Genomic DNA, 26,616 nt, shown 5'->3' with positions numbered 1-26,616 from the left:
AATACTTTGTAAGAATTCGTATCCTGCCGCTTCGAGATTAGTGCGTTTGATTTAATTTACGAAGGCGTATTCCATCTCGTAGATATAATCGAGGGTAGGGAAGCGCCATAGCTCAATGGCTTGCGCCATGCATTCGGCGTAGTCTTCTGAGCGTGTAGGGGTGGCCAGTTCGCCTTCTTTGATCACCGCTACATTTTCGATTTCTCCACTGGCCTGAATGACAAATGAGAGGCCGCCCTTACTGTGGTTGCCATGCATATCCTGACACAGGTCAAAATGCAATTTGTGCTGTTCCATCACGCTATTGGCAATGCGATAAAAGGCTTCGTCGGAATTATCCAATGAGCGCAGTGCTACGGCAGTCATATCGGTGATGCCGATACCGTTGCCGCGTTTAGCCACTTCCTGAGTACGGCACATCAAAGTGGTGTTTTGCGCTTCATTTTTACAGCTGTAAACACTGTCATTACTGGCGCTACAGCTGGCATTGGTATCAGCAAGCCAAGGGCGCTGTTGTTCGTTATAAGTCAGTGTTAAAGGGGCATTGGTTTGATTCATGCAAATCAAATTGTAAGATGTCTCTGTGTCTTTCTTAACTGCCCAAACCCGGCCTTTGGCAGCAATCTGCATGGTTTCTTCAGTTGCTAGTTTATTGTCATCCCCTGATAATTCTGCGCCCTTGCTACGCTCCACTATTACCAGCAGGTCTTCGGCGCTGACGGATGTTTGCCAAGTTAATAGCCCGGTTAAAGCCAGCAGGGCCAGTGATTTTTTTAAAACAGTTTTCTTTGTAGCTCGCATATTCATGTCATTCACTCCTTCGGAATGTTTTGATGGCCAATGCTCTGCATTAGAGTATTGCAGATCACAACCAGTTCCCGATTAATATAAATGCCGACCAGAAAAACGGATGGCGATACTGCTCCTGTTGCAGCATGGTTATTTGTGCTTCCCGCAATGCCTGAGCTTTGGTCATACCCGGTTTTTTCAGATTGGCGTAAAATTCACTCATTAATTCCACGGTAGCGGCATCTGACACCGCCCATAAAGCGCCTAAGGCGCTGCGCACTTTCGCCCGTAAAGCGATACCACTTATGCCAAGTGGGGCGCGATCATCACCATCAGCTGTCTGACAAGCGCTCAAGGTGATCAGCTCCACCGGGGCCTTGCTGAACTTCGGATGATTTAACAAGGCTTCCAGTTGGTCCATGTCCAACACTTCGTCGTAGGTCATGACAAAACTGTTTTCTGCTGAGTCGCCAAACACGCCATGAGAGGCAATGTGCACGATGTCGTAGCGATTACTGAGCATATTGTCTACAAACTGTTGCTTGCTGAAGTCATCATTCACCAGAGCGTCACCGCTGAAAACGCGGCTAATATTCTCGATTTCCTGGTCTACACCGGGCAGCTTTAAGCGGTTTTTCAGGCGTTCCAGCCGTTGTGCTTTCAGCAGTCGCAATTGTGCCTGGTTTTCAGGTAAGGAACGTTTTAACAAGCGCAATTGTCCGGTGTTGTTACTGGCCAACAGTTGCGGTGTACCGGCCTCTACTTTCTCAGCGGCGTATGGGCGTTGGTAACGCGTTTTGGTGACTATGCGTAGTGGTTGTTGCGGCTCCCGTTCTTGCAAGGCCGCCACTAATGCTTGTTGGCTCGCATACTTGGCGACAATGCGTAGTGCGGCGTCAGATTCGGTTTTTTGTGGGTTTTGTTGTAGAGCGATTTTGTTCACAATGCGCAGTTGCTGCCTTAATTGCGCTTGCTTAGTTTGGTAATTGGATTGTGGTTTAACACCCGGACGTTTGCTGATGTAGCGCAAGTCCTCATCACTAATACTGCGCTTATCGGTGACGGCTGTTTTATTAACAATTCTCAGTCGCGACAGCATGGAAACTTTGTTTCGCGCTTTTTGCCCACGTTGCTGGGCTTCTTGCTCCCGGCGCTCGCGCGGATAGGTGAGGCGGCGACTCAGGTTTTCCTTAACTTGTCTGTCGGTTGCGACATTAATCGCTGCATAAAGCCGCTCGCTCACATCATCCACCACCGGGCCGGGGGTGCTCAGTCCAGCCAATAGCACCTGCATTTCATCTTTATCCCGGATGCTGGTATCAAACAGGGTTAAACCCGGCGAGGTTACGATGCTGTATTGCTCGATTAAGAACTGTTTTCCATCGCTGATACTGGCCAGTGGCACCAGTCTAAGTGGTCCGTCTGGTAAATAAATTAAGGTATCAATTTGGCGGCTTTGTAAGAGGTCGTTGATGGGGCTGATTAACCAGTCGTAAAACTGATCTGAGAGCGTGTAATAGTATGGATCCAGCGTGCGGAAACTGCTGGCCAGCGCGGTGGCCGCCTGGCTGATCTCCGCTGCACCAACCGCTACGGTACGCTGTTCTATGTGATTGGCAAAACTCACCAAAATCTCCATCCTGTCGGGCAACAAAATTGGATAAATTGCCGCAGTCGCCTGATTGACAGTACTTAAATCAATCTGTTGCTGATTGTCGATAATGCAGCGATTATCAAAATAGTCTTCCAGCTCAGAGCGTTTTAGTAGCTCCACGGTTGCTCTGGCCTGGCGCAAATGTGCTTGTTGCTGTGAGCTTTCTTCGCTTTGCTTGGCCTGCAGTAATAGCAAGTCGGTGAGTTCCAGGTAAAGTGGCTCCAGGGTTTGTCTAAAGGATGAGCGGCCATCCACATAATCCACCGGAATATCCTGACGAATGGTCTCTAAATGATTAACTGCCCGTTGCAATGCAGCTACCGCCTCCGATAAATTGCCTTGGTTACGCCATGCTTGTCCGGACAACCATTCCCAACGGTACAACAAATCTGGTTGTTGTTGGGCACTGTATATAGCGTTGTTTAATAATTTCAGGGACTCCTCATAACGCAGCTCTGTCATGTATAACCTGGCCATCAGCCCATAAGCTTGTGATAACGTAGCCTGATTAAAGTGCTGTTGATTTTGCAATAGACGGTTCAGGGCATTGAATATTTGCTCCTTGTGCTGTGCTTTGTTCTGGGCCATTGGCAAAGAATCCAGCAGCAAAGCCGCCCAATTAAGCAGTACTTCACTGCCGGAATACTCGCTTATTTTTGAGATTTCCTGTTGTAATGGTGCAAGCTCTGGGACGCTTTCAGGGGCACTTTGCCATTGCAGGCGGACGAGGTTAATTCCCGATTGCACGCTTAACAGTGGATCCCCTGACAATGCTGCGATACTACGGGCTTTTTGAAACCAGCGCTGTGCTTTTTCCAGATTTTGTTGCCTTAAAAACAGATTGGCCAGATAACTGGATTGGTCGCCTGCGATAAACCACCATTGATTTTTTTCTGCTAATGGTTGGGTCTCTGACAATATCAAAAAGGCCTCATCGTAACGCCTCTGCAACAGCATAATGTTGGCTTTCAAACCCAAGATGAGGGTGTGCTGTTTGCTTTTCAGCGTTGCCTGTTGCTGCGCTTTATTTAGCAGAGATAAAGCCTGGGGTAATTTGCCTTGTTCCCGCAATACTTCCGCCTGTGCCAGTTGCGTACTGACATCCGACACGTTTTGCGCCTGTAAATCGCCCACACAGAGCATCAACCAGCACATAGCTAAGCAAAAGATGTTGTGGCGGGAGACTAGCTTAGAATAATTCACCGGTGATCCTCATGTGAATGCCATCATCTTGTAAAACGTAATTGGCTCTGGTTTGAGGCGCCTTAATGGCATGACCATAAATAACTTCGAATGCCCAGCCGGGGGTAAACTGCCACACTAAACCCAATCCCGCAGACCATAACGAGCTGGCGTTATCCTGGATCTCTGAGCGGTAGCTACCTTCACCGTAATCGCTAAAAAGGTAGGCGTCTAATGCGCCGAGTTTTCCGCCATAGTCCAGGTCATCAAATACCGGGGACCGCAATTCAATGGAGGTTATAAAGCCTTCATCGCGTACCAATTCATTTTCTCGATATCCCCTGACGGTGCGAGCACCACCAATGGCAAATTGTTCCAATGGCAATAAACCATCACTGCTCAGTTGACCATCAGCGCGCCAGGTCAAGCGCAGCCCGCCCTCAAGCAAGCGAGCATACTGCAGTTGCAACAGCAATGCTGAAAAGTCGCTATCCGGTGTGAGGTTATTATTATCCGTTGCATGAAAAGCAGTGATACCGTGGGAGTAACGCAAGTGTGCTGACCACACCTGTTTGGCACTGCGAATGCTGCCTTGTAAAGCCAATCTCAGTGCTGATACTCTCGACAAACCATTGTTTTCGCCAAACGCAAAGGAAAAGGGTTGGTCCAATAAGCTACCCTGATTTTCTCGCACTGACAGTGTGCCTGTTACCAGCAAAGTGCGCTCCAGACTGCTGATAATGGGTTGGCTTAAGCTTATTTCCGTGCTCTGATAATCACTTTCAATGTCCAGGGTTTCGATTTGCTGCTCAATGACATCAGAATCGTTAAAGCCAAATTGTACTGTCAGTCGGGTATCGTATTTATTAAGCGGTATTTGATAGCTTAAACTGCCGCCCAAAGAGCCCTCTTTCATCCTGATTGAAGCCGATATATTATCGCCGTGCCCCAGCAGGTTGAGGTAATGTCCGTTAAGATTAAGCTGCCCTTCACCACTGCTGGCAGAGCCAAAGTTATCCGCTTGAATTGACAAGCCATAAGGCGTTGCGGGTGTAATGGTCAGATCCAGAACGCTCTTTCCAGGCTGTGCTCCTGGCCGAAAACGTCCGTCAAATTTGTCAAACAGGGGATTGTTGAGCAGTAGTTGATACCTTTCCTGAAATTCCTTCAGATTAAAGGGGGCTTCCGGGTCAGGTAACAATCGTTCAATGATGAATTCAGGATAAATATCATCCATGCCAGATAACTGGATACTGCTCAGGGTGCCTTCTATCACTTGAAACTGAATTTGTCCGTTGCGAGCGGTTTGCGCGGGTAAAATAAATCCGGAATTGATATAACCGCGAGCAATGTAAAACTGAGTTAGCTTAACCCGCATAGCCTCAAGATCTGACGCGGTTATCGGGCGACCTATATAGTCAGCAATGTGCTGATTGAGTTCAGAAGCAGTAAACAGCGTATTACCACTGTAAAGCACATTGCTAAGTACAAACGATTGGCCGATTTGAGGATCTTGCCGCGAATTTTCCGTAATTTTCGGTAAGCTGAAGGGTTTATCTTCATCTTGCTGGGTAAATTCCGGTAGTTGCGGGCGCATCTGCCCCACATCGGTGATGACTTCCTGTGCTTGCATACCCGGTGAAAAAGCAAGCCAAACCCATGGCAACGCCTTTATCAGACATTTTGCGCTGACACTCAATCCGTTAAATCTCATGGTGCGCCATGTTCCTTATTTTTATCACTGTGATTTACCTGGCAGGTGATTATGTCACTTTTGGCGTTTCTACCCTGCGACAGCTTTTTCAGGTTGCCTTCGTCTGGCGTCGAGAGTTTGTTTAGTGCACCGTTTGAGTTAGGTTGTAGCCGGATTTTGATGGCGTCGCTATTTAATATCGGAGAGTTGTACTCGTTCGGTTGCTGCGCCAGTCCGCCTTTTCCGGTGTTAGCCAGGGTGCTGGCATTACCCGTATTACAGGGATTGTTATCGAGGTTATCCAGTTGCAATACTTCTGCACCAATACTGGCTAACTCATCGCTCAAATCGAATTCCAGGGCACCGATGTTAACATCACCACTCACCCCATCTGGCGCCGCGGCCTGAATGACATTGATACCACTATTAGGCGTAAACACCAGGCGCTCTTCACCACCAGACACTAAGCTTTGATTACTTACGATCAGAAAATCTGCACCAATGGTAATATCGCCACCAGTAAAATCTTGTCCACCCGTATTACCTTGTATGAATCCGCCTTCCATTAAAATGAAATCGGCGTCTATAGCGATGTTGCCACCATTGCCATTATTACTTACAGAGGTGGTGACTAAGCTGTCTTCCATGAAAAACTGCTGGGTTTCAAGGTTGATGTCACCAGCGTCTGCATCAACTGCCGATGACGTAATTTGCGCGTCCATCAGCGCAGTTTGATAGCTAACGCGGATATCAATGTCTCCGGCGGCGATATTGCCACTGCTGCCGGAGGTGACATTGGCATTGTCGGCCATGAAAAACTGATTGCTGGTGAGGGTAATGCTGCCGGCCTCGCGGGTTTCATCGGTTTCTAGTGTGGCACCAGTATCTACCGCAATTAAACCGCCGTTTAGGCTGATGGTATCCGTGGCGCTGATAGTGATGTTTCCGGCAGCACCGCTTCCTTGTGCCCCCACCTTGCTGGAAATATTCGCGCTGCGAATATCATCATTGTCATGATTCATCAGCAGATTATTGGTATGAATAACAATGTCACCTGCGTCTCCGGTGGCAAAGGAGCTGGAATTAATTTCGCCGCCATTACTCACTGTCAGGCTATTCACGTTGATGTTAATGACTCCGGCATTGCCTATCGCATCAAAGTCCGAAACCGTGGTGATACCCGTCGACAACAACTCATTAGAGCGAATATCGATAATCGCTGCCCACTCAATGAGATCATCATCATCTAAGGGTAATTGTTCAAATTCATCCGGGATGTCTTCAAATTCATCCTCAACGTATTCAATGTATCTATCAAGTGATACCTGATTTTGGGCATCGATGATGAGTTCACCTGCGCTGAGGTTTACGGTGCCGGCATCGCCGGTAGCACCTAAAGTACTGGAAGTGATTTGACCGCCCGCAGTGAGCAGGACGGTATCCACTACGTCAATATTGATTTCCCCCGCAGTGCCCAAGCCTAAAAGTGAAGTGCTGGAAATACGGGTTGGGAATCCATCTCCGGATAAGGTGAGATTTTGCGCTGAGATAGTAATTGTGCCAGCTTGATCGGCTAAAATACTGTCGGAAACAATGTTTCCCCCTTCGGAGAGGGTCATATCACCACTCACTGATATATTGATATTGCCGGCATTTGAGCGGGTTAGGGCAGCGGTACTGGTAATAGAGCCCAAGTCAGAAATATCCAAAGAGCCAGCGGTAATTGTAACATTGCCCGCGGCCCCGCCATTAAATGAATCCGAGGCAATGGCGCCCTCGTCAGTTATGGTGACATTGCCGGCGATCACCATCGTGACATCGCCGGCATTTCCGGCTTTAAAACCTTCCCCTTCGGCTTTACTCTCGATTTCGCCACCTTCCATATAAAAGTTGGCCGCTTCGATATAAACGTTGCCGGCGTTACCCAGGCTTTCCCCTTCGGTTTTAATTTCGGCTTCACCGATAAGCACCATATCGCCGCTCAGACGGATCTCAATATTGGCTGCATTTCCTGAAGAAACAAATTCTTGAAGCTCATCTTCTTCGCCGGGTATCTCTTTGTCCGTGGCACTACTGCTGATGCCGGTATCGCCAGAGTCGTCAACAGCCGACATGGATAATGAACGAGCATTGATAAAAATATTGCCTGCATTACCAGCATTTTCTGTATCAGAGGTGATATTGGCACCATTGATCATCTGGATGTCTTCCGTCACATTGATGATGACCGTGCCGGCATCGCCTCTGGAGCCGGGCCCGGTTGTTGAGCTGTTGATGCCGGAACGCGCCCTTTCGTTATTTGTCCCTGCCATATAAAGGCTTTGCGCGTTGATAGTCATATCACCGGCATCGCCTGCGCTATTGGACAGCGTAGTGATAAAGGCATTACCCAGCAGATTTATCGCACCATCAGAATTAATAACGATATTGCCGGCGTCACCCGAGGCATCAGGACCTAAAGTATTGCTACCGATGGTAATGGGGGTTTCACCATCCTCACTTTTTAGATAAAGGCTACCCACATTGATGGAGATGTTTCCTGCATCACCATTGCCGGTGGTCACTGATGCAATTTCTCCCCCCGACTCAATGCGCAACTCGCCAGCGATATTCAGTTCAATATCCCCTGAATTCCCCTCTGGGGCATTGTTCAAATCGTCTTCAGTACCACTTAAGCTTCTAATGCCCGGTCTTGCAAGAGAGTTGGGAGTATTTTCATTTCCAGTGATGGCCAGGCTGTTTGCCGTGATTTGAATATTTCCTGCATTACCACTGCCCAGTGTCATGGCATTGAGTTGGCCATTGCCGATTAGCTGCAATTCATTGTCTATTACAATGACCAGGTCGCCACCTTGGCCGCTACCTGACGTTAATGTGGTTATCCCCACATCTGCCGTGGCGCTAATGGTGTCAACGAGCATAGAGCCCGCGTGAATATCGATATTACCGCCCGGGCCATTTTCCTGTGTGACATTACTGATGGTGGCGTTATTGAGAATTTTCAGTGAATCAGCAATTTGTAGTTTGATATCGCCGGAGGAACCGAAGTCTATACTATCAGGTGGTGGAGGTGGCATGGTGCCATCTGGAGGTTGAGGAGCATCATCTGGTGGCGGTCTGCGTACCTTTGATTCTGAAGAGAGTACCGATTCATCTTGTTCTGTATTGCCATCACTGGTGAGGGTGAGTGTATTCGCTGTAATTAGCACATCGCCAGCCCGACCCGAGTTATTGGTTTCGGTTCTTATCAGGCTATTCGTTATCACCATATTCTCAGTGACGACCTCAATACCCGTCTGGCTATCCAGGTCCCCCGTGTTCTTTACGGCAATCTTGGTGTCATAGGTGTTCACTTCAGAGCCAACAATAACAAGACTGGCGTTGCCATTGCCCTCTAGTCTGATTTCCGACTGTTGCCAATTAATACTGCCATTTCCGGTTAACTGCGGCGCATCAAGGCTTTGTATTGTGTCGCTGTCGCCTGTGGCAATTAAACTTAATTGGCCACCTCGATATTTTATTTCACTGGACGTTGCGTTGATGTTTGCTGCGCTAAAAGCCACTCGGTCTCCGGCTTCAATCTTCAGGTTACTGCCATCAAATACAATACTGCTGGCGTGTTCACCTAAAAAGCCGAAGCTCTCAGGAGCCGCAATGGAAAGAGTACTATTTGCAGAGGTATCGGCAGAAAATACACCGCCATTGGAAAAATTGAGTTGTTGCGCTGTAGAGACGTAAAATGCGCCGGGCACATCTACTTTTGCACCTTCGCCAAATATTACGCCTGCGGGATTAATAAAATAAAAGTCAGCAGTGCCAATTTCTGATTTAATTCGACCTTGAATATGGCTTGGGTTATCGCCTGTAACGCGGCTAATGACATTGCTGATGGTGTCGCTGCCAGTGAAGGTGGCAGATTCGTCTAGCAACAAGTCAAATTGACTGAAACTGTGGAACAGGTTATTCCCACTCAATGTACCTAAAGACTGGTCAACAATATAGCCGGGGCCTGACAGATTAGTTGCTTCACCCATAGTGCCATCGGTGATCACTTGTGCTAATCCCGCAGCACTTATCAATGCGCTACTAAGAGCGAGGGCGAGTTTCGATTTACTGAGCATAGTCAGGCCGAATCCATTTGCTTGATACTGCTTTAGAGTATATCCAATCGCTGGCTAAAATCATTGCCTTAATGCTAAAAGTCATGCTTTATCACAGATGATGAATTTTAAACTGCACAAAGTTCATTTTTTGTCATTAATCGCTACGTTATTATTTTTCTTTGAGCAAATAGCAGGCTTGTTGCGCATCCCACAAGCCTTGTTCTTGCCAGTGCTCTAGTGTGGCCTTGTCCAGAGTGAAATCTTCGAGATTGCCTGGCCATGGGGGCGCCGTACCTTCATGGAAAGTCTTTTGCCAGCCGACCCAGGCATCAATTTTTTCCGGAGCAAAACGCGGGTCGCTTCGCTCCCCCAAAGCATAAACTCCAATGGGAGCATTGCGGCCTTTTACCACGACATTAGCGATGAAGCGAACCGCAAGCTCAAGCTCTTGGGCAGGTTTTACCAGGTCTTCAGTGATCAGGATTTCGGTATTAAAATAGCGAGTCAGGCTTTCAACTCGACTGGCCAAATTCAAGGGGTCGCCAAGGCAGCCAAACTTCTGAATCCCGTTTTGCGGCCCCAGATTTCCCATCATCACTTGGCCGCTGGTTAACCCGATACCAGCGCCGATAAAACCAGAGATACTGGTCAGAGTTTCTGCTGGAATTTCAAAGGTTTTGTTTTTCGCCAGGGTATTAAAAAAATGTTGTTGCCTACGGGCCATATCTACCGCGCCGCGCAAGGCCAAGTGCTGCTGCGCAATCAGGGTGGTGTCTTGGTGAACCGGCCAATAAAAACACACCATGTCGCCCACGTAAGATTCCAGCCAACCGGAATACTGGTTCTGTGTCGATAAGGTGGTTTCTTCAAAATATTGATTTAACAAGTGAAATACATAAGCAGGATCTTTAAGTTCACTGGTTACATTAGAGTACTTGGCGATATCACTCATTAATATGACGGCGTCAATGTGTTTGTGAACGAACTTTTTATCGCCTTTGTACTTTAGCAATAGACTGCGGATCTGGGGGGGAATGTATTGCGCCATGAGTTTGGCTTTAGCAGTTCCCAAGGAAATATGTGTCGCTAAAATCAATACAGTGCCGATTGCGGCACTGGCAACGCTGGCGGTAACTGGCCATAGCTGTGCGGGTATTGTAACAAAACACAGTAACCAACCGCCAGTTAACACTAATAACGGGGCCGTTAATGCAATGGCGGTGCGCGCATAAGCAGCTAACAGTACGCCGATAAAACTACTCATTAATATTAATAAGAGGCGTTGTCCCAAAGCGGGTCTTACAGGGGCATCGCCTTGCATTGCTGTTTCTACCGCATCGGCCAAAAACTGTGGGCCGGAGATAAACTGGCGTGGCGAAGCAAAAGCTGAAAGCATTGGGGTTACTTTGATATCGGTGGCTTCCGTGGGCTCTGTTAATTGCAATATCACCACCCGATCTTTAACCTGTTGTTGCAATTCTGGTGTCACTGAGAAGGACGAACAGGAGACGAGTTCGCTCAAGGGAATAAGGGGCTGCTCCGGTCGTTCGGAAAATTGCTGCTTTGGAAGCGAAAAACGAATGCGCTTACAAGGTTTATCTTCACATTGCTCTGTATGGTCAAGATCCGGTGTTAACTTTAGGCGCTCACTATGCAGTTTAGTCACTTTTGGGATCACCGCCTGCTCAGCTAAATTCATCCATCGAAATGAAGCATTAAAGGCACCTTCACTGCGTTTGTGTACCGAAGCGTCTGCGATGAGTCTTTGCAACTGTTGCGTGTTATTTTCCAGCTGGAAAAAATCCACTGGCAATAGCGTCTCGCCAAAATAGTTTTGTAAAAGGTTGATGGTGATGAAGTCGTCGTTGCCCGCAAACTGAGGACGCGCAATAAAGAAGCGCTGAAACTGCGCCTCGCTCAAATTGTCAAAGGGCACAAAATTGGCGGATGCTTGCCAACGAAATTGATTAGGTAGTCCATCTTGTTGGTATTCCTCAATGCACATTGCATAACTGGTGCGATGATCGTATTCATATAAAACGGCATCCATAAATACCGCGCTGGCCCCCATTCCGAATAGCCGTTGTGCTGCGAGTGCATAGAGGGGTAATGCCTGGCGGCGACTGACAAATCCGGGAATACCGGGATCTAAGGCCACCAGGCTAACGTGCTGCCACTCATCTCTGGCGGTGTGGACGATGGCAGAATCGTGGAAAAAAGCATCAAAACGCGTTTCCATTTTTGAGTCAAATAGCACGCCGATACTGAAAGCAATGAATATGAAAATACCGGATAAAAGCGGCTTTCTGATGGGCAATGGATGTCGAAATCTGTGCAGCAAAGTAAACCCTGTGCGTTTTTTTAGTCCTGTGGGCTGGTTCATTTCTGATTGGGTAAAAAACTGCTTACTACGATCTTTGAACTTGGCCTATTATTGTATACAGTGCATTGACTGTCACTGCAAAGGTAAGTTGTAAATTCCCATAGCAATGGTGTACTGGTTTAAAATACAGCTTTATCTGACTTTATAACCTTTAATGGAATCCCGGGTTAATTTTACTGAATAATTATGAAGCCGCTGTCCTACCAATCAAAATTAAAAGCCGTTGATGTTATTCAACGCTTAGACTTCTTTAAGGGCATTTCCAAGTTTGATATTGCCAGTCTTACTAAGTCGGAGCAGCTGTTCTGGTTTGGTGAGAGGGATGAGACTATCATGCAGGTGGGCGAACCTGATGATAAAAGCTTTTATTTGGTACTAACAGGTACACTGGATGTTTACGATAAAAAGAAGAATTTTATACGGGAGTTAAAAGGCGGCAGTTTCTTAGGTGAAATTGGCTTTATTTTGGGTGAAGCCCGCTCAGCCACTGTAATAGTCCATGAAGACTGTATCCTGATGCGCATAACTCAGGAGGAAATGAATAAATTTCCGTTGGGCATGAAGGACAAGATTAAAGATAAAATCATCGAAGGCCTGGCTGCAAGAGTAATCTCTTTGAACAAAACTTGTGCCGTTCTCTACGATAACATCCGCAAAGGGACTTAGGCCCACATTGATTTCATGCAGGCCCACTTTGATTACTGACTTTTCTTGATAATCGCCAGTAGCTCATCTTTTAACAACAGACGCTGTTTCTTGCGCTCGTGCAAATAGTCGTCAGAGGTATTTTCAGCACCCACTTCAATGCGATGAATCTCATGCTCAACGTCATTGTATTTTTCATGCAGATTACGGAAGTGATTGTCGTTCATCTTCAAGTTGTGGATCTGATCTTTAAATTCCGGTAATTCTGCGGCCAGGCTGTGGTTTTCAATGCTCATAGTTATTAGCTCCATTGCTTTAATGTTCGTTTTGATGATTAAAATTCTATAGCGCCGGAAATTCGGATTTTTTGATATCGATCATAAATTACCATGTTTGCCAATATTTATTGGCATTGCCTGAAGTTACTTGCTAGCCTGGCCAGGGTGTTTTTGAATATACTAGGGCCCGATAAATTTACACTATCGAGTTATTGGAAAGGGGCTATGGATTTTATCTGGATATTTTTTGCGTTTGCTTGTGGTTTGGCCTGCCGTCTTGCTTCATTACCCCCTTTGATAGGCTTTCTGAGCGCTGGCTTTATTTTGAATTACATGGGAATGGAGCCTGCTGCCGGACTGGAAACCCTGGCTAATCTCGGTATCACCCTAATGCTGTTTACCATTGGTTTGAAGCTCAACGTAAAACAGTTGTTCAAGCCTGAAGTCTGGGGTGGGACCGCAGGGCCAACGGTGCTATGGGTGAGTTTGTTTTCTATTTTCAGCTTGCTATACGCGACTCTTGGCCTGAGCTATTTTGCTGGACTCGATTTAAAAACTGCCGCTTTGTTGGGTTTTGCCCTGAGTTTTTCCAGCACGGTTTGTATCGTCAAAATTCTGGAAGAAAGTGGTGAAATGAAAACCCGCCACGGCAAATTGGCCATTGGAATCTTGGTGATGCAAGACATTCTGGCAGTGGTGTTTTTGGTGCTGGCCACCGGCAAAATCCCGTCTATTTATGCCCTGGCACTACTGGCATTACCACTAGTTAAACCCTTATTAGATAGATTGATTCACGCAGCGGGCCATGGCGAGTTGTTACCCCTAACCGGCTTTTTCCTGGCACTTGGTGGCTATGAGTTGTTTACCCTGGTTGGGGTAAAAGGCGATTTGGGCGCACTGATTTTTGGCTTACTACTCAGTAGTCATGTAAAAGCGTCTGAGCTGTCCAAAGCGCTGATGGGTTTTAAAGATTTATTCCTGATTGGCTTCTTCCTGTCGATTGGCTTTACTGCCTTGCCCACGCTTGAGATGTTGGCTATGGCGGCGTTTATTTGTCTTTTGATCCCCTGCAAATTCCTGTTTTTCTTTTTCTTGATGACACGACTTAATTTACGCGGTCGTACTTCTTTTCTGAGTAGTTTGTCCCTCAGTAATTACAGTGAATTTGGTTTGATTGTGGCCGCTCTGGCGGTAGCAAATGGTTGGCTGGGAGATCATTGGCTGGTTATTTTAGCCATCGCTGTATCTATTAGTTTTGTGCTCAGCAGCATCGTCTATCGCCACGCCCATCGCATTTATACCAGCAAAAAATTCTGGATTAATAAGTTGGAAACCGACACTCGCCTGGCTGAAGATCACTATGATCAACCGGGAAACGCCAAAGTACTTGTAGTGGGGATGGGCCGTGTGGGCAAAGGCAGTTACCTGGCATTGCGTCATACCATGGGGGATGATGTATGGGGTATTGATGCCGAAAGTGAACGCATCGAAACGCTGCAAAAAAGAAACTATCAAGTGATTTGTGCTGATGCCGAAGATATCGATTTTTGGGAATCGATTGAGCTGTCACATATCCGTTTAGTGATGCTGGCCTTGCCTTCTACTGATGACATTATTAACGTGTACGAGCAGCTGGAAGCCGCCGGCTTTGAAGGTGAAATAGCGGCTATCGCACGCTACAGTGATGATCGGAAAAAGTTAGAGCGTTCCGGGATTGGGCATGTGTTCAATTTTTATGCTGAAGCTGGGGCCGGGTTTGCCGAGGAAAGTAAGCGCTTAATTTCTGTTTAAATTTTTCTCTTAGATTAAATGCTTTTATTTCGAATAGTATTGCGTCTTTATTCGGTTATGCTTGATATAGGGTAAATGCATTTTCCGGTGAGCGTTATGGACTTCGAATTTTCCACTGAGTTACTGCGTCAGAATCCCTTTTACGAACTTACGGCGTTACTCGGTATTACAGCGATAGTGGCATTTTTGGGTAATCAACTCAGACAGCCCATTATTGTCAGTTTTATAGCCGTTGGGGTGCTCGTCGGTCCTTCTGCACTGGACATCGTCCATTCAGACGACAGCATCGCCTTGCTGGCCCAATTAGGTATTGCCATTTTATTATTTCTGGTGGGCCTCAAGCTGGATCTCAAGCTGATCAGAACCCTTGGTGTTGTCGCTGTGGCCACAGGTTTGGGACAGGTATTTTTTACTTCCCTTATCGGTTTTGGCTTATGCCTGTTATTGGGCTTTGATCCTCTAACCTCTCTATATGTGGCGGTGGCGCTCACGCTCTCCAGTACCATTATTATCGTCAAGATGCTCACCGACAAACGCGAAGTTGATGCGTTACACGGTAAAATTGCCATCGGCTTTTTGATTGTGCAAGATTTGGTTGTCGTTATTGCAATGGTGGTGTTGTCGGCAACTGGTATTGGCCAGGAAGAAGCGGGCAGTCTGGGACAGCGCCTGGTGGAAATTGCACTGGGTGCCGGCGCTATGTTGATAGTGACCGTTCTCTTTATTCGTTACTGGGCAAATCCCCTCATGGCTGTTGTCGCCCGCTCCCAAGAGCAGCTGCTGATTTTTGCCGTGGCATTGGCCACGGTGTTTGCTACCTTGGGCCATTTGCTGGGCTTTAGTAAAGAGCTGGGCGGCTTACTTGCTGGCGTAGCTTTGGCGTCAACACCATATCGCGAAGCCATTATCAGTAAACTGGCCTCATTGCGCGATTTCTTGTTATTGTTTTTCTTTATCGCACTAGGTAGCCAGCTTGATCTGAGTATCCTTGGCACTCAAATCGGTCCGGCACTGCTCTTGTCATTCTTTGTGTTGATTGGTAACCCGCTGATTGTGATGATTATCATGGGGCTGATGGGATACCGCAACCGCACTGGTTTTTTAGCGGGTTTGACCGTCGCTCAGATTAGTGAGTTTTCTCTTATTTTTATTGCCATGGGGATCACCATTGGCCACCTAAATAACGATGCCTTGGGACTGGTTACCTTGGTTGGCCTTATTACTATTGCCCTTTCTGTCTACATGATTAGTCACTCTCATTATCTATACGAAAAGCTGTCTCCTTGGTTAGCCTGGTTTGATTTCAAAGTCAATTTCACACGGGAAGTATCCGATGGTGCCGAGGCTCACTCGATTGAGGTGTTAGTGTGTGGAGCGGGTCGCTATGGCAGCGAGATAATCGAGCACCTATTGGCAAATGGCGTTAAGGTGGGCGTTATCGACTTTAATCCTGATAAGTTCGATTATTGGCGTAAACGCGGTGTTCCGGCATTTTTTGGTGGCATTAGTGATGCAGAGTTTATCAGTCATTTGTCACTGAATCAGGTGAAATGGTTTGTCGCCACATTGCCCAGAGACGCTTTAGGGCCTCGCTATGAGGATCCCCGCAGACGCATGTTGAGTATGTTAAAAGAAAACGGTTTTAGCGGCCAAATTGCGATGGCTGTAGAGCAACGAAACGATGCTGAGCGCCTGCAAAAGCTAGGGGTGGATACCATTATGATGCCCTACAAGGATGCGGCCAGCTTGTCAGCCCAGCAGATCAGCGACAGTGTTTTATCTTAAACAACGTCATGCTCCAAGTGATGCTTGATATTTTCCTGAAAACAGCTTCGAAAAACACGAATGATTGAGGTGGTATTCTTTGTTCTGGCGCAAGTTTTCCTGCGCCGGTTCAAATTATGCTCAATGCTCCAGTGAGAAAAAGTTTTCGGAGTACACCATGAAATTCGATGATCACCACCTGTCACGCGATGGCGACTGGCTGATTTGCAAGTTAAACGATGTTATTCGGGGAGTGATCAAGCTCCTGGCTGTGTTAATGACCGTCGTTATCATTTTGTGTGTCGCCGATGTGGTTTTTGTGCTTTACCAGAAACTCAGTCAACCTCCGACGTTGCTACTAGAACTCAATGATATTTTTGTGGTGTTTGCCTCTTTTCTGGCGGTGCTGATCGCCATTGAGATATTTGCTAATATCACTTTGTATTTACGAGATGATGTGATCCACATTCGCCTGGTTGTGGCCACGGCACTGATGGCCATTGCTCGTAAGGTCATTGTTTTGGATTTCAGCAAGCTGGATCCGCAATATGTTTATGCCATTGGTGTTGTGGTTTTGGCTTTGGGGATTACTTATTATCTGGTGGCGACTAAGGCGCGCAGTTGAGTTGTAACTCATAAGAGTTAGCACCCAACGCAGAAGACCCGAAAAATCTGCGTTGGATGCCTGACCACAAGCCTTGGAATCGGACTTTTGGCCACGCCACGAACGTGGCGACACACGACCATCTTAGTCTAGCGCAACAGTTATCAATTTAAATCAGTTAAAATTTATCAAATTGCTCGAATAAACCTTAATAATGGAAGTTGTTTCTTTACGCGTTAGCTTCGATAGTTCAAGCGTCGAGGGCTGTTTGAGCCTAAAAATATATTTTGTTTTCCTTGTAGTCGATAATTAACTTGTTGTTCTTAAAGTAATTAATACCCAGCAACATGGCGGGTTCATCTTGATAACCTAGGGCGTTAAAGACCGGCATATCAGATGCGTACATGTGGTTGTCTGTCACGGTATGCTGTCCCAATTGGAACTGCACGGGAGCGAGCTTTTCTCTGTCTATTGATTTGGCGTTTAGCCCCTTGGTTTCTTCTGTCTCCAGAGTTGTAGCATCGACTAATGCCTGCAGGTTAGCGTTGATATAACTGTGGGTTGCGGCAGTGTCTAAAATGGCATCTACTGGCTGACCATTGAATTGGGTTTTGAGTTTGACGAAATTCTGTTCAATAAAAAAGTCTGATTCCCGAAGTCCGGCTTTTTGGGCATCGGAGCATACAGTATCAAGCAGGCGCAATTGATGTTGCTGAAAATCGAATTCCACACAGTGCTGCGACAAAAAACCATGGCCCAGTATTCCCGGGATTTCCCCACTAGAGGTAGGTAAATCGGGTAAGTCTTTGAAGACATAAGGCAGGTTAGCCACGTTTATTTGCTCAACGCCGGTGTACTTAATCGTGGCAATTTCCATCGGTTGTACGCCAACAGCACCTTGTACCTGAATGGTGCGAAGACTTTGCTCAGGTAAATTCAAAGTTTCTTTCATTGCATGGGGCAATACACCAGCGTTTGCCGCGGTATCCAAAATCATAGGCACGTTTGTTTGCTCATTGATGTCAGCGTAAATATAAGCATGCCCTCTTTCTGTATAACTAAGGGGCACGTCGATGCCAGCAAAATTTTGATTGCTGGCAAAGCCGTAGTTAGCGGTGGATAAAGTCAAAGCTAAGGCTAATGTGCGTATCATAGTTGCGCTCCGGGTTGTATCTAACAAATTTCGGAGGCAGTTTTACAGGCAATTGTCAGGCAATTATAAAGATGGTTTAAACGTGATTAAAAACTCGCATCCCTCACCGGGAGCGGTGTAGACTTTAATATCACCGCCCATCAAATTGACAAGATGCTTACAGATAGCGAGCCCCAGGCCCAGGCTATTGATGCTGGTTCGGGAGGTTTGGGCACGATAGAAGCGCTCAAATATCCTGTTGGCTTGCTCTTGTGATAAGCCTTCGCCGTTATCGGTAACGAATAGCTGGGTGTTTTCACCATGCTGGCGCAGGCCAACCGTGATTTTGCCGCCTTCAGCACCGTATTTTAAGGCGTTGTCCAGCAGGTTAACGAGTACTTGCTGCAGCCGCTTTTCATCCAAAAGACAATACACTTCAGGTTCAATGTTACTAATCAGGTTTATATTTTGAGTTTCGCACTGCGCATCGTAGCGTGTGATAACTCGCTTTAATAACTCACTGACATTGGTTTCGGTGATGTGTAATTGTAGAGCACGGGATTCTGTGAGAGATAGCAAACTCAAGTCTTCCACAATTCTTTCCATTATCGTCAAGTCGTTGAGTAAGAGTTTGATTTGTGATTGGTCACATTGCAGTAAGCCATCTTCTAAAGCCTCAAGGCGCGATTTTATAGCGTTCAAAGGCGTGCGTAATTCGTGGGATAAGTCCGAATTCATCTGTTCATATTGTTGATGTAGCGCTTCCAGCCAGGCGGTTAGTTCATTAAAGCCAGTGATTAGCTCGCCTACTTCGTCCTTGCGCTTTGTGGTTAATCTGGTGTCGAGTTGTCCATTTTTTATCACATTAAAGCCATGTTTTACGTCCTTGAGAGGTCGCAGGAAATAGTTGGCCCCCAACCATGAAAGCAGTATTGCAATAGCAGATAAGATGATCAGGCTAAATATAAAGCTGCTATTGAGATCGGTTCGCAGTGCCTCCTGCTGCGCTTGCCTTGAGAGGATCGATTTGGGAAACCAGAACAATTCAAATAGCTGCTGTTGTCTCTCGAAACGATACTGGGGCCTTGGCATTTGCACGAGTATAGGGGAGGAGGCGGGTTGGCTTATTTCAAACTGATAGCCCTCTGATGCTTCGCGAAGTTTGACCTTTGCTGATGTATCATCGAGGCTGTCTTTGATGATCTGTTGTTGCGCAACCAGCAAAAACAATTGCTCTGGATAGCTGCTGAATAAGGCTTCTGCTATCGTTGTTGCTGTTGTCGTTGCGGGAAAATCAGCAATGAACTCGGTTACTTCGTCTCGCTCCAGTACCGATGTGCTAATGATAACTGCACTGTGGCGATTAAACTCCATGAGTGCCTTATTAGCAGAGTAAACCGAAATGCCGTAGTTGATGCCTAACAGTAATAGTGTGCAACAGGCAACCAATAAGGTGAATTTTGTTTTTAGTTTCATGATTTGATTGGCGTTCCAACGAATAGATAGCCCTGGCCATAGCGAGTAGCGATAAATCTTGGTTGCTGTTTATTGTCGTTTAGCTTCTTGCGGATATTAGTAAAGTGCGTATCTATAGTGCGTTCAGTCACTGCGCTGTGGTCTCCACTAATGGCATCTAGCAGCAATTGTCGGCTAAAAATTCTGCCGGGATGTTCCGCCAATTTACGTAACAGTGAGAATTCCGCTGCCGTTAATCTGACTTCGCTGTTGTCACACGTGACCAGTTGCGAACTTAAATCCAGGCTCAAGCCTTCAAATTGCAGTGCTTTCAGTTGATGCCCTCTTTGAGTGCGGTTTAGCAGTGCTAGCACTCTGGCGACGAGTTCTCTTGGGCTGTAGGGTTTGCATACATAGTCATCTGCACCTAACTCAAAGCCGTTGATCCTGTCAGACTCGGTGATTTTGGCTGTTACCATGATCGCTGGCAGCTTTTTTTGTACGGCGAGTTTGAGTAAATCCCTGCCGTCTCCCCCAGGCAACATAATATCGAGAATGGCGCTATCAAAATGCATGTTTTCAATCGCTCTGCGGGCGTCAGACGCATTGTCGAAATGACTCACCTTCAGATTATTTTTTTCCAGGTAGAGAGTGAGGATTTCTGCGCTGCTGGCATCATCCTCAACATAAATGATCTCTGGGGGCGTAGCTGTCATGTTGCTTATCGGTTATCTGTTACCGTCGTCAATCTAACCGCAAATGCTAGCGCAAGGTCAACTCTGTGTTTGCTAAAGAGAGACTTTGGCCCCGTTGCAGCCCTTTAAATATAGGGGGCTCAGCTTTTTAATCTGATTTTAATGTTGGGTTAAAGTCCTTTTTAGCACACATCCGTATATTTTCCCGAGTTATCAAAACATGGGAATACTTACATGAAAAGCTCTACAAAGTTGATTACGGCAATGTTGGCGACAGCGATTTCGTCGGCGGCGTTGGCCTTCGAAAAGGACGACTTAATATTGCGCGCTGGTCTGGCAACAGTGTCACCCGATGAATCTAGCTCTAACATCCTGGTGGGCGGTAGCGATTTAGGTGTTGCGCTTGGTGTGGACAACAACACGCAGCTTGGTCTGAACTTCGCCTGGTTTTTTGCTGATAATATGAACCTGGAAGTGTTAGCCGCAACCCCCTTCAAGCACGACGTCAACTTCAGCGTTACAGACCCTCTCGGAACCGGTAACCAACTGGGTGAAGTAACCCATTTACCGCCTACGATCACTGTTAACTATTACTTTAACGATCCCTCGAGTGCTTTCCAGCCCTACATCGGAGCGGGTCTTAACTACACCATTTTCTTTGACGAAGACTTTACTGCAGCCAACGAAGCCATAGGTTTGGCGGATTTGTCGCTGGATGACTCTTTTGGTCTGGCTGCTCAATTTGGCGTGGACTACATGCTCAATGAAACATGGTTTTTAAACGGTTCAGTCCGCTGGATCGATATTGATACTGAGGCCAGTTTCAATCTGAGCGGAACCGAAGGTGCCGTCAACAGTATAGAAATTGATCCGCTGGTTTACACAGTATCTGTCGGCTATCGCTTCTGAGATTTATATCGCTTTGCGCAATACTGAATAGCAGGTAATCCGCAGAGCGCCCCTTACATTAATGAGGAAACCCAACATGAAAAAAATCACATCTAAGCTTTCAATTGGCGCTGCAATTGTTCTGGCATGCAGCCCGTTAGCCTCTTTACAGGCCAATGTGGCGGACAGCGTTGTAGAGAAACAGCGTGCGGCCTTGGAAAAAAACACCGCTGGCAAAGGGTTTGGTCCACAATCTCCTAGAGATATCGAACAAGCCTACGGTGTTAATAAACGCCACTTTGCATTTGCGCCTAACCGCAGCCAAATGAATCTGTGTAATATCCATTTCCACAAAAACGCTGAGCACAAAGGCGGTGAGTTCACCACTTATGCCGGCAATGGTGACGGTAAGGGTAGCGACACAGGCTTTTTATACAATGGCAAATTAACTGAAGCGCAAATGAAGCCGGTTAGTGGCAAAGTCTGCGCTGCTAAAGGTGATTCATTGCAGTCGGGCGATACCCTGGAAGTACATTTTGTATATTCATCGGCACAAGTCACTCCCGGTCCAACGCTTGGCTCTTGCCTGGCAGATACCACAATAAACCCTGGCTTACGCGTTGAGGGTCAAGTCATCGTGCTTGCCAATGACAAGAATGCGCTGGATTTTAAAGAGGTTGCAGAAGTGCGCGAGATCAATGGTTATCATCAGGCGCCTAACATTCCTTCCAATACTGGTGTTCCCATCGAGTATCTCGGGTCAACGACAGGTCCTGCTTACAACGAAGAAGGCTCTCCTATTCAGGTGAGTTGGAGCGTTCGTCCTGAAGTGGCCGTCGTGGATATCAACTCAGTGAAAGATTGGTGTGACGACAATGTGTTCAAAGAAGATTGGGCCCATGGCGTAAGAAACCTGGTAACCAATCCTAATCTGCTATCTCCAATTAAGTAGCGATAAATGCAGTTCGGTTCGGTTGGTTTGGTTTGCAGCGATGCAAAATCAGGCCAGCCGAGCAGCTGTGCTTAGCTTTCATATCTTTGTCGAGCTTAAGCTCGACCAACACTATTCATCTTTGTCCAATGACAGGCGGTAGCCATTGCCACGCAGGGTTTGAATACTCAGCCTTTTTTCTGTTTCTAGTTTTTTGCGCAGACGACTGATATAAACATCTACGATATTGGTATGTGGATCGCTTTGGGTCTGCCATACTCGACTTAATATCCGTTCCCGAGACAAGACTTTGCTGTCGTTTTCCACCAGATACAACAGCAACTCGTATTCAATCTTAGTTAAACTTAATTCTTTGCCATCGAGGCTGGCAAGGCGCTGCTCGGTGTTGATTTGTAAGCTGGCTATGCTCAGCAATTTGGCGTCTTGTTCTGTCGCTTTGTTAGCGCGTCTACTCAGCGCTGTGATACGTGCTAAAAGCTCGTCGAAATCAAAAGGTTTACACAAATAATCATCTGCACCACCGTGCAACCCCTTTACTCTTTCACTCACTTCATCGAGCGCAGTTAGCATCAGAATTAAAGGCGCTGAGGGTAATTGTTTTATTGGCTCTACCACGTTGAGGCTGTCTTCGTCATGGAACATGCGGTCCAATATCAACAGCTGTGGTTTGTTTTTGCGCACCGCTGGTAAAACCTCATGCAGTTCATTGACGGCATTACACTCAAATCCTTCAGCCCGTAATCCCCGTAGTAAAAAATTTAACAGAGGTTGTTCATCGTCGGCGAGTAAAATGTTCATGAGTTTTCCTCCACGGGTAGATACACAGTGAAGACCGCACCTTCACCCTTGATGGAGTCAACACTAATGATACCACCATGGGCTTCTACTATTGCTTTAGCAATCGGTAATCCAAGGCCCAAGCCATCGTGTTTACTAAAGCGAACAAAACGCTCAAAGATATTTTCGATTTCCGTGGCGGAGATACCATCGCCGTGATCCTGCACCGAAATTGCTAATTTATTGCCAGCAATTCTTACTGCGATTTCAATAGGGGTAGTGGTAGGCGAGTATTTGACCGCGTTATCCAGCAAAATAGAAATAACCTGTTGAATGCGCTGGTTGTCGATGTTGCAATTGTACTGTGTTAAACCCGGATCGCAATGCAAGCTGATGACTCTGTTTGGGTGTAACTTCTGCCAGCGATTGGTTTCGGATGTCAGCATTGGGACCACTGATGTAGAATGAAAATCCAGTTGCAGCTGATTCATTTCTGCCCGCGTCAGAAGCAGCAGATCATCTACCAGTCGACTGAGGTTGACCGATTGTTGCAGAATTGCTGTAAGTGTCTCCTGATAGTCCTCTGCAGAAGCGGATTTTAAGCGCAAGGTGACCTGGGCTTCGCCGCGGATGATAGTGAGTGGCGTGCGTAGCTCATGAGAAATATCCGCTAAAAACTGTCGTCTGCGGGTATCGATGTTGGTCAGCTTTTGATTGGCGAGTGTCAACTCTTTGGTGCGCTCTTCTACTTCATATTCTAATAGCTTTCGCGATTGTGATTCTTGCTCACTGTGTTTCTGTAATTGCTGCGCTAAACGCTTGATATCATTGGCAAGTGCTTCGAATTCTTCATCCAGTTTTTCTGGTATCGGATCGTTATAGCGCCCCTGTGTGATGGATTCGGTGGCATTGCGCAGCAAAATAAGCGGTTGATACAGTTGATTAAATAGCCAGTAACAACCGTACACAAGAAGTGGGATAGAAAGGGCTCCCAGGCCAATAGTAAACCACACCATGGCGGTATTGAGGGTATCAATTCGTGCATTAATTGCCGCTACTACTCTGCTTTGGCGTGTCACTGCGGCATTGATGGCTTCGCGAAATTCGTTATCGATTTTCACCTCCAGCAAACTGCGAAAACGCTCTTGTTGGTTGAGAGGCTCATAACCATTGGCATCTACTACTGCGCGAAACTCGGCGATTATCTCGTTGATAAGAGCCACCAGTTCGTCTGTATCTTCGACACTGCCTTGGGTTTCGTCAATACCAAGTGCTTCTCTTTGTTCTATTTCCAGGCGTTTGATGTTGTTGATGGCTTGTTCAATCAGGTCCTGCTTTTTGCGAACATGGGCTTGATTGGCATTCTTGCCAAAAATAACCTCGTCCGTAAGTTGTTTAAACATGCGGTACGAGATACTGGACACTTGCTGATGCTCAAATAACAGGTTTTGAGCAATGTTGCTTTGCTTCAGGTTTTCTCGAGTCAGGTGCGCAGAAATTGCCGCACAGGCAAGGGCGACTAACAGAATACAGGCGGCAGTAACGCCGAAAAAAAACAGTTTTCTTTTATACATGTTTTTATAATTTTAAATATCGTGACACGTCTATTACGCAATTATCTATATTAGGTTCATGCCAGGGTACTAGTTACCGGGATGCACTACTTCACCTTGATAGAAAGGGGTGCATTGAGAAGCCGAGTTTTTAAGGGTCTTCAGTAAGCCGGAGATGGGTGCGATAGCTGAGTCTAACAAAGATTGTGCTATGGCGCTGGAGGGATTAGACATGGCACCGTTCAGCGTTTGTTTGATATCTGCACAACCCGCTTTGTCTAATAAAGCAAAAGTAAAGTTCTTGAAGGTCTTTTGAGCGGGATTGACCTGACCATCAAATGCCAGACGATATTTATCAGTTGCCAGCGCTGTGTCTTTAAACAGGATAGCGCCATTATCCATCGCGCCGTTTACTCGCAATTGCGGGATTAGCGTTTCACCTCCTGAGGTGGCCGCTCCTGAACCTAAATCAAATATATTCGCCGCTAAAATCCCAATAGGGCCAGTTACCAGGAAACTGCCAACGTCTTTCCAGTCACTTTCTTTACTGTCTTTAAAGCCTTTTACAATTTTGTTGATGTCGATGCCGGTGAGTTTGCCGTTCTCCAGACCCAAAGCGAGATTGCCAGACAGGGTTTGCAACAGGCTATTCGGATTCTCAAGTATGCCACGAGCATCTAATAAACCAGAAAGTTTAACGTTGCCAGAAGGGAGCACTGGAGAATCCTTCAGCAAACCCTGAAACTCATCCATACTGATTTGACTGTCATTGATTTGCAGTTTGATGGCTTGCTCGCCTTGTTCACTATTAATTACCGACTCAATATCCAGCAGGCTTTTGGCAGTGTCCAGGCTTATTTTCAACTCACTGGAAAGATTGCTTATCAGGCTTTGTGGATTGGCCAGTTCGCCTTGTGCATTGATATTGCCCATCAAACTCAATAAACCCTGTAACGGTATCGGGAGTTCAGGTGCCAGTGGCGCAAAATCTGCCAAATTGAGCTTGCTGTCTGCTATTCCCAGTTGAATATCTGCTTGTTCTTTCGGATTTTTGATCGTTCCCGAAAGTGCGAGTTGAGAAGATTGGGAGGCGAGTTGAAAGTGTTGAATATTGATGGTTTTTTCGGTGGCTGTGATATTTGAGCTTAATTTGCCTAAATTAGCACCCTGCGCTGTGATATCTTCAATACTGAGGCTCGCGGTTATCGGAGCGTGATCCTGCAAAATGATAATTTCAGCATTTTCTGCAATGTTCAGGTTTTTAAGAGTTAGTGTCAGGTTATCAAGCAGAAACTGTTGTAAGGCTGATGTATCGCGGAAATTGGCATTTTCAATACTGATTTTCTTTACAACGATGCGATTAACCGGCAACGCTCCCGGTTTACCATGTGGTTCGGCAGCGGGTTTTTCCGTTTGTATCGCTAACCAGTCATTGAGAGCCTGCATATCGATGTCAATGCGCGGCGCCAGCAAACGAATTTCGTTGACCACAATGTTTTTGCTGAAGGCATCCAGCACATTAACATCCGCTATCAGGGTTCCTATGTCTCCTTTGGCGACAGGGCCTGCAAGCGTTATATCATTGAGTTTAATCTTCCCCGGAGTCAGTAAACTGTGTTCGATATCATTGAAGCTGATACTGTGACTTTCGATGTCCTCGAGAAAGGGAGTAGCTTGTCCCTTAAACCAGTTGGCATCCCAGGCAAGTACGGTCACTAAAATGAGCAGAAGTGGAATCGAGATTAAGCCAATTAGTATGTTCTTGCGGGCAATCATGGTGGGACAACTCCGTTTTAGATGAGCAACAACTGAAGTGTATATCAAATTGCCAATGCGTGCTGTTCCGCGTCGTTATCAAATAGTTGTATTGGCAGATTAAAGCCTTGTTTTTGTAAGAAGTTGCAGCTTTCCTTGAGTGAAAAGCACTTGTGCACCTTGACCTTGTTGGTGCTGCCAAAGCTGAGTAAGAAGTCCCCTTGGTCAGCGCGATCTACGATCCACACTTCCTGGGTTTGATTACGGCGGTCGGTATTGAGACTATTGGCAAACTGGCCTGCTATATTATTAGCATGAATATGACAGTCACGCATATCCACCAAGAGTGCCCAGGTTTTGTTATTTACTCGCTTGATCATGTCGCTGAGTTGCGACATATAACACAGGTCGATGACGGGGTGCCAGTCACCTCTCAATGTAACACATATCACTTTGTCGTGGGTTGTTATATCAAACCTGGCGGGTGTCATAAGATTTATCGAACGTTTATCGGCTTAGCAGA

19 protein-coding genes are annotated in these 26,616 nt (G+C 46.5%); 6 read left to right on the top strand and 13 right to left on the bottom strand.

Annotation, left to right across the window (positions count from 1 at the left end; translation table 11 throughout):
• Positions 1–51: 51 nt before the first annotated feature.
• The 5 genes from AABA75_RS19455 to AABA75_RS19435 form a co-directional block, all read right to left on the bottom strand.
• On the bottom strand, positions 52–807 hold the full coding sequence (locus tag AABA75_RS19455) for a hypothetical protein (RefSeq protein ID WP_338294395.1): 756 nt from the start codon (positions 805–807) through the stop codon (positions 52–54).
• 58 nt (positions 808–865) lie between these two features.
• The gene (locus AABA75_RS19450) at positions 866–3,646 is read right to left on the bottom strand and encodes a CHAT domain-containing protein (RefSeq protein ID WP_338294394.1); all 2,781 of its coding nucleotides are present in this window, start codon (positions 3,644–3,646) and stop codon (positions 866–868) included.
• Complete coding sequence (locus tag AABA75_RS19445) at positions 3,633–5,339, bottom strand: ShlB/FhaC/HecB family hemolysin secretion/activation protein (protein ID WP_338294393.1); 1,707 nt, start codon at positions 5,337–5,339, stop codon at positions 3,633–3,635. The genes AABA75_RS19450 and AABA75_RS19445 overlap by 14 nt, the downstream gene beginning before the upstream one ends.
• Positions 5,336–9,439, bottom strand: coding sequence for a filamentous hemagglutinin N-terminal domain-containing protein (locus AABA75_RS19440; protein WP_338294392.1), 4,104 nt, complete (start codon positions 9,437–9,439; stop codon positions 5,336–5,338). The genes AABA75_RS19445 and AABA75_RS19440 overlap by 4 nt, the downstream gene beginning before the upstream one ends.
• Positions 9,440–9,590: 151 nt before the next feature.
• Positions 9,591–11,762: an adenylate/guanylate cyclase domain-containing protein gene (locus AABA75_RS19435; RefSeq protein WP_338294391.1), complete on the bottom strand. Its 2,172-nt coding sequence runs from the start codon at positions 11,760–11,762 to the stop codon at positions 9,591–9,593.
• 228 nt (positions 11,763–11,990) lie between these two features.
• On the opposite strand from AABA75_RS19435, the gene AABA75_RS19430 reads away from it, so the two are divergent.
• Positions 11,991–12,470 (top strand): cyclic nucleotide-binding domain-containing protein, encoded by a 480-nt coding sequence (locus tag AABA75_RS19430; RefSeq protein ID WP_338294390.1) that lies wholly within the window; start codon positions 11,991–11,993, stop codon positions 12,468–12,470.
• 32 nt (positions 12,471–12,502) lie between these two features.
• On the opposite strand, the gene AABA75_RS19425 is transcribed toward AABA75_RS19430, so the two are convergent.
• The gene (locus tag AABA75_RS19425; protein WP_338294389.1) at positions 12,503–12,745 is read right to left on the bottom strand and encodes a YdcH family protein; all 243 of its coding nucleotides are present in this window, start codon (positions 12,743–12,745) and stop codon (positions 12,503–12,505) included.
• A gap of 207 nt (positions 12,746–12,952) precedes the next feature.
• Between AABA75_RS19425 and AABA75_RS19420 the strand changes: the two genes are divergently transcribed.
• From AABA75_RS19420 to AABA75_RS19410, 3 genes are all read left to right on the top strand, one after another.
• Positions 12,953–14,518, top strand: a complete 1,566-nt coding sequence (locus AABA75_RS19420) for a cation:proton antiporter family protein (protein WP_338294388.1) — start codon at positions 12,953–12,955, stop codon at positions 14,516–14,518.
• A gap of 96 nt (positions 14,519–14,614) precedes the next feature.
• Positions 14,615–16,303 carry a cation:proton antiporter gene (locus AABA75_RS19415; RefSeq protein WP_338294387.1) on the top strand — a complete coding sequence of 563 codons (1,689 nt, stop codon included), beginning with the start codon at positions 14,615–14,617 and terminating at the stop codon, positions 16,301–16,303.
• A 157-nt stretch (positions 16,304–16,460) separates the two neighbouring features.
• Entirely contained in the window at positions 16,461–16,907 is a 447-nt protein-coding gene (locus AABA75_RS19410; protein ID WP_338294386.1) for a phosphate-starvation-inducible PsiE family protein, read from the top strand.
• Positions 16,908–17,160: 253 nt separating this feature from the next.
• Here AABA75_RS19410 and AABA75_RS19405 read toward each other — a convergent pair whose 3' ends face one another.
• The 3 genes from AABA75_RS19405 to AABA75_RS19395 all read right to left on the bottom strand — a co-directional run bounded on the left by AABA75_RS19405 (position 17,161) and on the right by AABA75_RS19395 (position 20,189).
• Positions 17,161–18,039 (bottom strand): aspartyl protease family protein, encoded by an 879-nt coding sequence (locus AABA75_RS19405; RefSeq protein ID WP_338294385.1) that lies wholly within the window; start codon positions 18,037–18,039, stop codon positions 17,161–17,163.
• A 63-nt stretch (positions 18,040–18,102) separates the two neighbouring features.
• The gene (locus tag AABA75_RS19400) at positions 18,103–19,494 is read right to left on the bottom strand and encodes a sensor histidine kinase (protein ID WP_338294384.1); all 1,392 of its coding nucleotides are present in this window, start codon (positions 19,492–19,494) and stop codon (positions 18,103–18,105) included.
• On the bottom strand, positions 19,491–20,189 hold the full coding sequence (locus AABA75_RS19395) for a response regulator transcription factor (protein WP_338294383.1): 699 nt from the start codon (positions 20,187–20,189) through the stop codon (positions 19,491–19,493). The genes AABA75_RS19400 and AABA75_RS19395 overlap by 4 nt, the downstream gene beginning before the upstream one ends.
• 213 nt (positions 20,190–20,402) lie before the next feature.
• On the opposite strand from AABA75_RS19395, the gene AABA75_RS19390 reads away from it, so the two are divergent.
• Positions 20,403–21,077 carry an OmpW family outer membrane protein gene (locus tag AABA75_RS19390; RefSeq protein WP_338294382.1) on the top strand — a complete coding sequence of 225 codons (675 nt, stop codon included), beginning with the start codon at positions 20,403–20,405 and terminating at the stop codon, positions 21,075–21,077.
• Between the two features lie 76 nt (positions 21,078–21,153).
• The gene (locus AABA75_RS19385; protein WP_338294381.1) at positions 21,154–22,008 is read left to right on the top strand and encodes a delta-class carbonic anhydrase; all 855 of its coding nucleotides are present in this window, start codon (positions 21,154–21,156) and stop codon (positions 22,006–22,008) included.
• A gap of 111 nt (positions 22,009–22,119) precedes the next feature.
• On the opposite strand, the gene AABA75_RS19380 is transcribed toward AABA75_RS19385, so the two are convergent.
• The 4 genes from AABA75_RS19380 to AABA75_RS19365 all read right to left on the bottom strand — a co-directional run bounded on the left by AABA75_RS19380 (position 22,120) and on the right by AABA75_RS19365 (position 26,584).
• The gene (locus AABA75_RS19380) at positions 22,120–22,806 is read right to left on the bottom strand and encodes a response regulator transcription factor (RefSeq protein ID WP_338294380.1); all 687 of its coding nucleotides are present in this window, start codon (positions 22,804–22,806) and stop codon (positions 22,120–22,122) included.
• Positions 22,803–24,359 carry a sensor histidine kinase gene (locus AABA75_RS19375; protein WP_338294379.1) on the bottom strand — a complete coding sequence of 519 codons (1,557 nt, stop codon included), beginning with the start codon at positions 24,357–24,359 and terminating at the stop codon, positions 22,803–22,805. The genes AABA75_RS19380 and AABA75_RS19375 overlap by 4 nt, the downstream gene beginning before the upstream one ends.
• A 69-nt stretch (positions 24,360–24,428) precedes the next feature.
• The gene (locus AABA75_RS19370; protein ID WP_338294378.1) at positions 24,429–26,114 is read right to left on the bottom strand and encodes an AsmA-like C-terminal region-containing protein; all 1,686 of its coding nucleotides are present in this window, start codon (positions 26,112–26,114) and stop codon (positions 24,429–24,431) included.
• Between the two features lie 44 nt (positions 26,115–26,158).
• Positions 26,159–26,584, bottom strand: coding sequence for a hypothetical protein (locus tag AABA75_RS19365; RefSeq protein WP_338294377.1), 426 nt, complete (start codon positions 26,582–26,584; stop codon positions 26,159–26,161).
• Positions 26,585–26,616: the final 32 nt, after the last annotated feature.

It is taken from the genome of Planctobacterium marinum, assembly GCF_036322805.1.
Classification (GTDB): domain Bacteria; phylum Pseudomonadota; class Gammaproteobacteria; order Enterobacterales; family Alteromonadaceae; genus Planctobacterium; species Planctobacterium marinum_A.
This window is presented reverse-complemented; position numbering and strand designations above follow the sequence as displayed.

Excerpts from the sequence above, each read along its gene's own strand:
- AABA75_RS19455 (WP_338294395.1), bottom strand. The coding sequence starts at position 807 with ATGAATATGCGAGCTACAAAGAAAACTGTTTTAAAAAAATCACTGGCC.
- AABA75_RS19445 (WP_338294393.1), bottom strand. The coding sequence starts at position 5,339 with ATGAGATTTAACGGATTGAGTGTCAGCGCAAAATGTCTGATAAAGGCG.
- AABA75_RS19440 (WP_338294392.1), bottom strand. The coding sequence starts at position 9,439 with ATGCTCAGTAAATCGAAACTCGCCCTCGCTCTTAGTAGCGCATTGATA.
- AABA75_RS19430 (WP_338294390.1), top strand. The coding sequence starts at position 11,991 with ATGAAGCCGCTGTCCTACCAATCAAAATTAAAAGCCGTTGATGTTATT.
- AABA75_RS19425 (WP_338294389.1), bottom strand. The coding sequence starts at position 12,745 with ATGAGCATTGAAAACCACAGCCTGGCCGCAGAATTACCGGAATTTAAA.
- AABA75_RS19420 (WP_338294388.1), top strand. The coding sequence starts at position 12,953 with ATGGATTTTATCTGGATATTTTTTGCGTTTGCTTGTGGTTTGGCCTGC.
- AABA75_RS19415 (WP_338294387.1), top strand. The coding sequence starts at position 14,615 with ATGGACTTCGAATTTTCCACTGAGTTACTGCGTCAGAATCCCTTTTAC.
- AABA75_RS19410 (WP_338294386.1), top strand. The coding sequence starts at position 16,461 with ATGAAATTCGATGATCACCACCTGTCACGCGATGGCGACTGGCTGATT.
- AABA75_RS19405 (WP_338294385.1), bottom strand. The coding sequence starts at position 18,039 with ATGATACGCACATTAGCCTTAGCTTTGACTTTATCCACCGCTAACTAC.
- AABA75_RS19400 (WP_338294384.1), bottom strand. The coding sequence starts at position 19,494 with ATGAAACTAAAAACAAAATTCACCTTATTGGTTGCCTGTTGCACACTA.
- AABA75_RS19395 (WP_338294383.1), bottom strand. The coding sequence starts at position 20,189 with ATGACAGCTACGCCCCCAGAGATCATTTATGTTGAGGATGATGCCAGC.
- AABA75_RS19390 (WP_338294382.1), top strand. The coding sequence starts at position 20,403 with ATGAAAAGCTCTACAAAGTTGATTACGGCAATGTTGGCGACAGCGATT.
- AABA75_RS19385 (WP_338294381.1), top strand. The coding sequence starts at position 21,154 with ATGAAAAAAATCACATCTAAGCTTTCAATTGGCGCTGCAATTGTTCTG.
- AABA75_RS19380 (WP_338294380.1), bottom strand. The coding sequence starts at position 22,806 with ATGAACATTTTACTCGCCGACGATGAACAACCTCTGTTAAATTTTTTA.
- AABA75_RS19375 (WP_338294379.1), bottom strand. The coding sequence starts at position 24,359 with ATGTATAAAAGAAAACTGTTTTTTTTCGGCGTTACTGCCGCCTGTATT.
- AABA75_RS19370 (WP_338294378.1), bottom strand. The coding sequence starts at position 26,114 with ATGATTGCCCGCAAGAACATACTAATTGGCTTAATCTCGATTCCACTT.
- AABA75_RS19365 (WP_338294377.1), bottom strand. The coding sequence starts at position 26,584 with ATGACACCCGCCAGGTTTGATATAACAACCCACGACAAAGTGATATGT.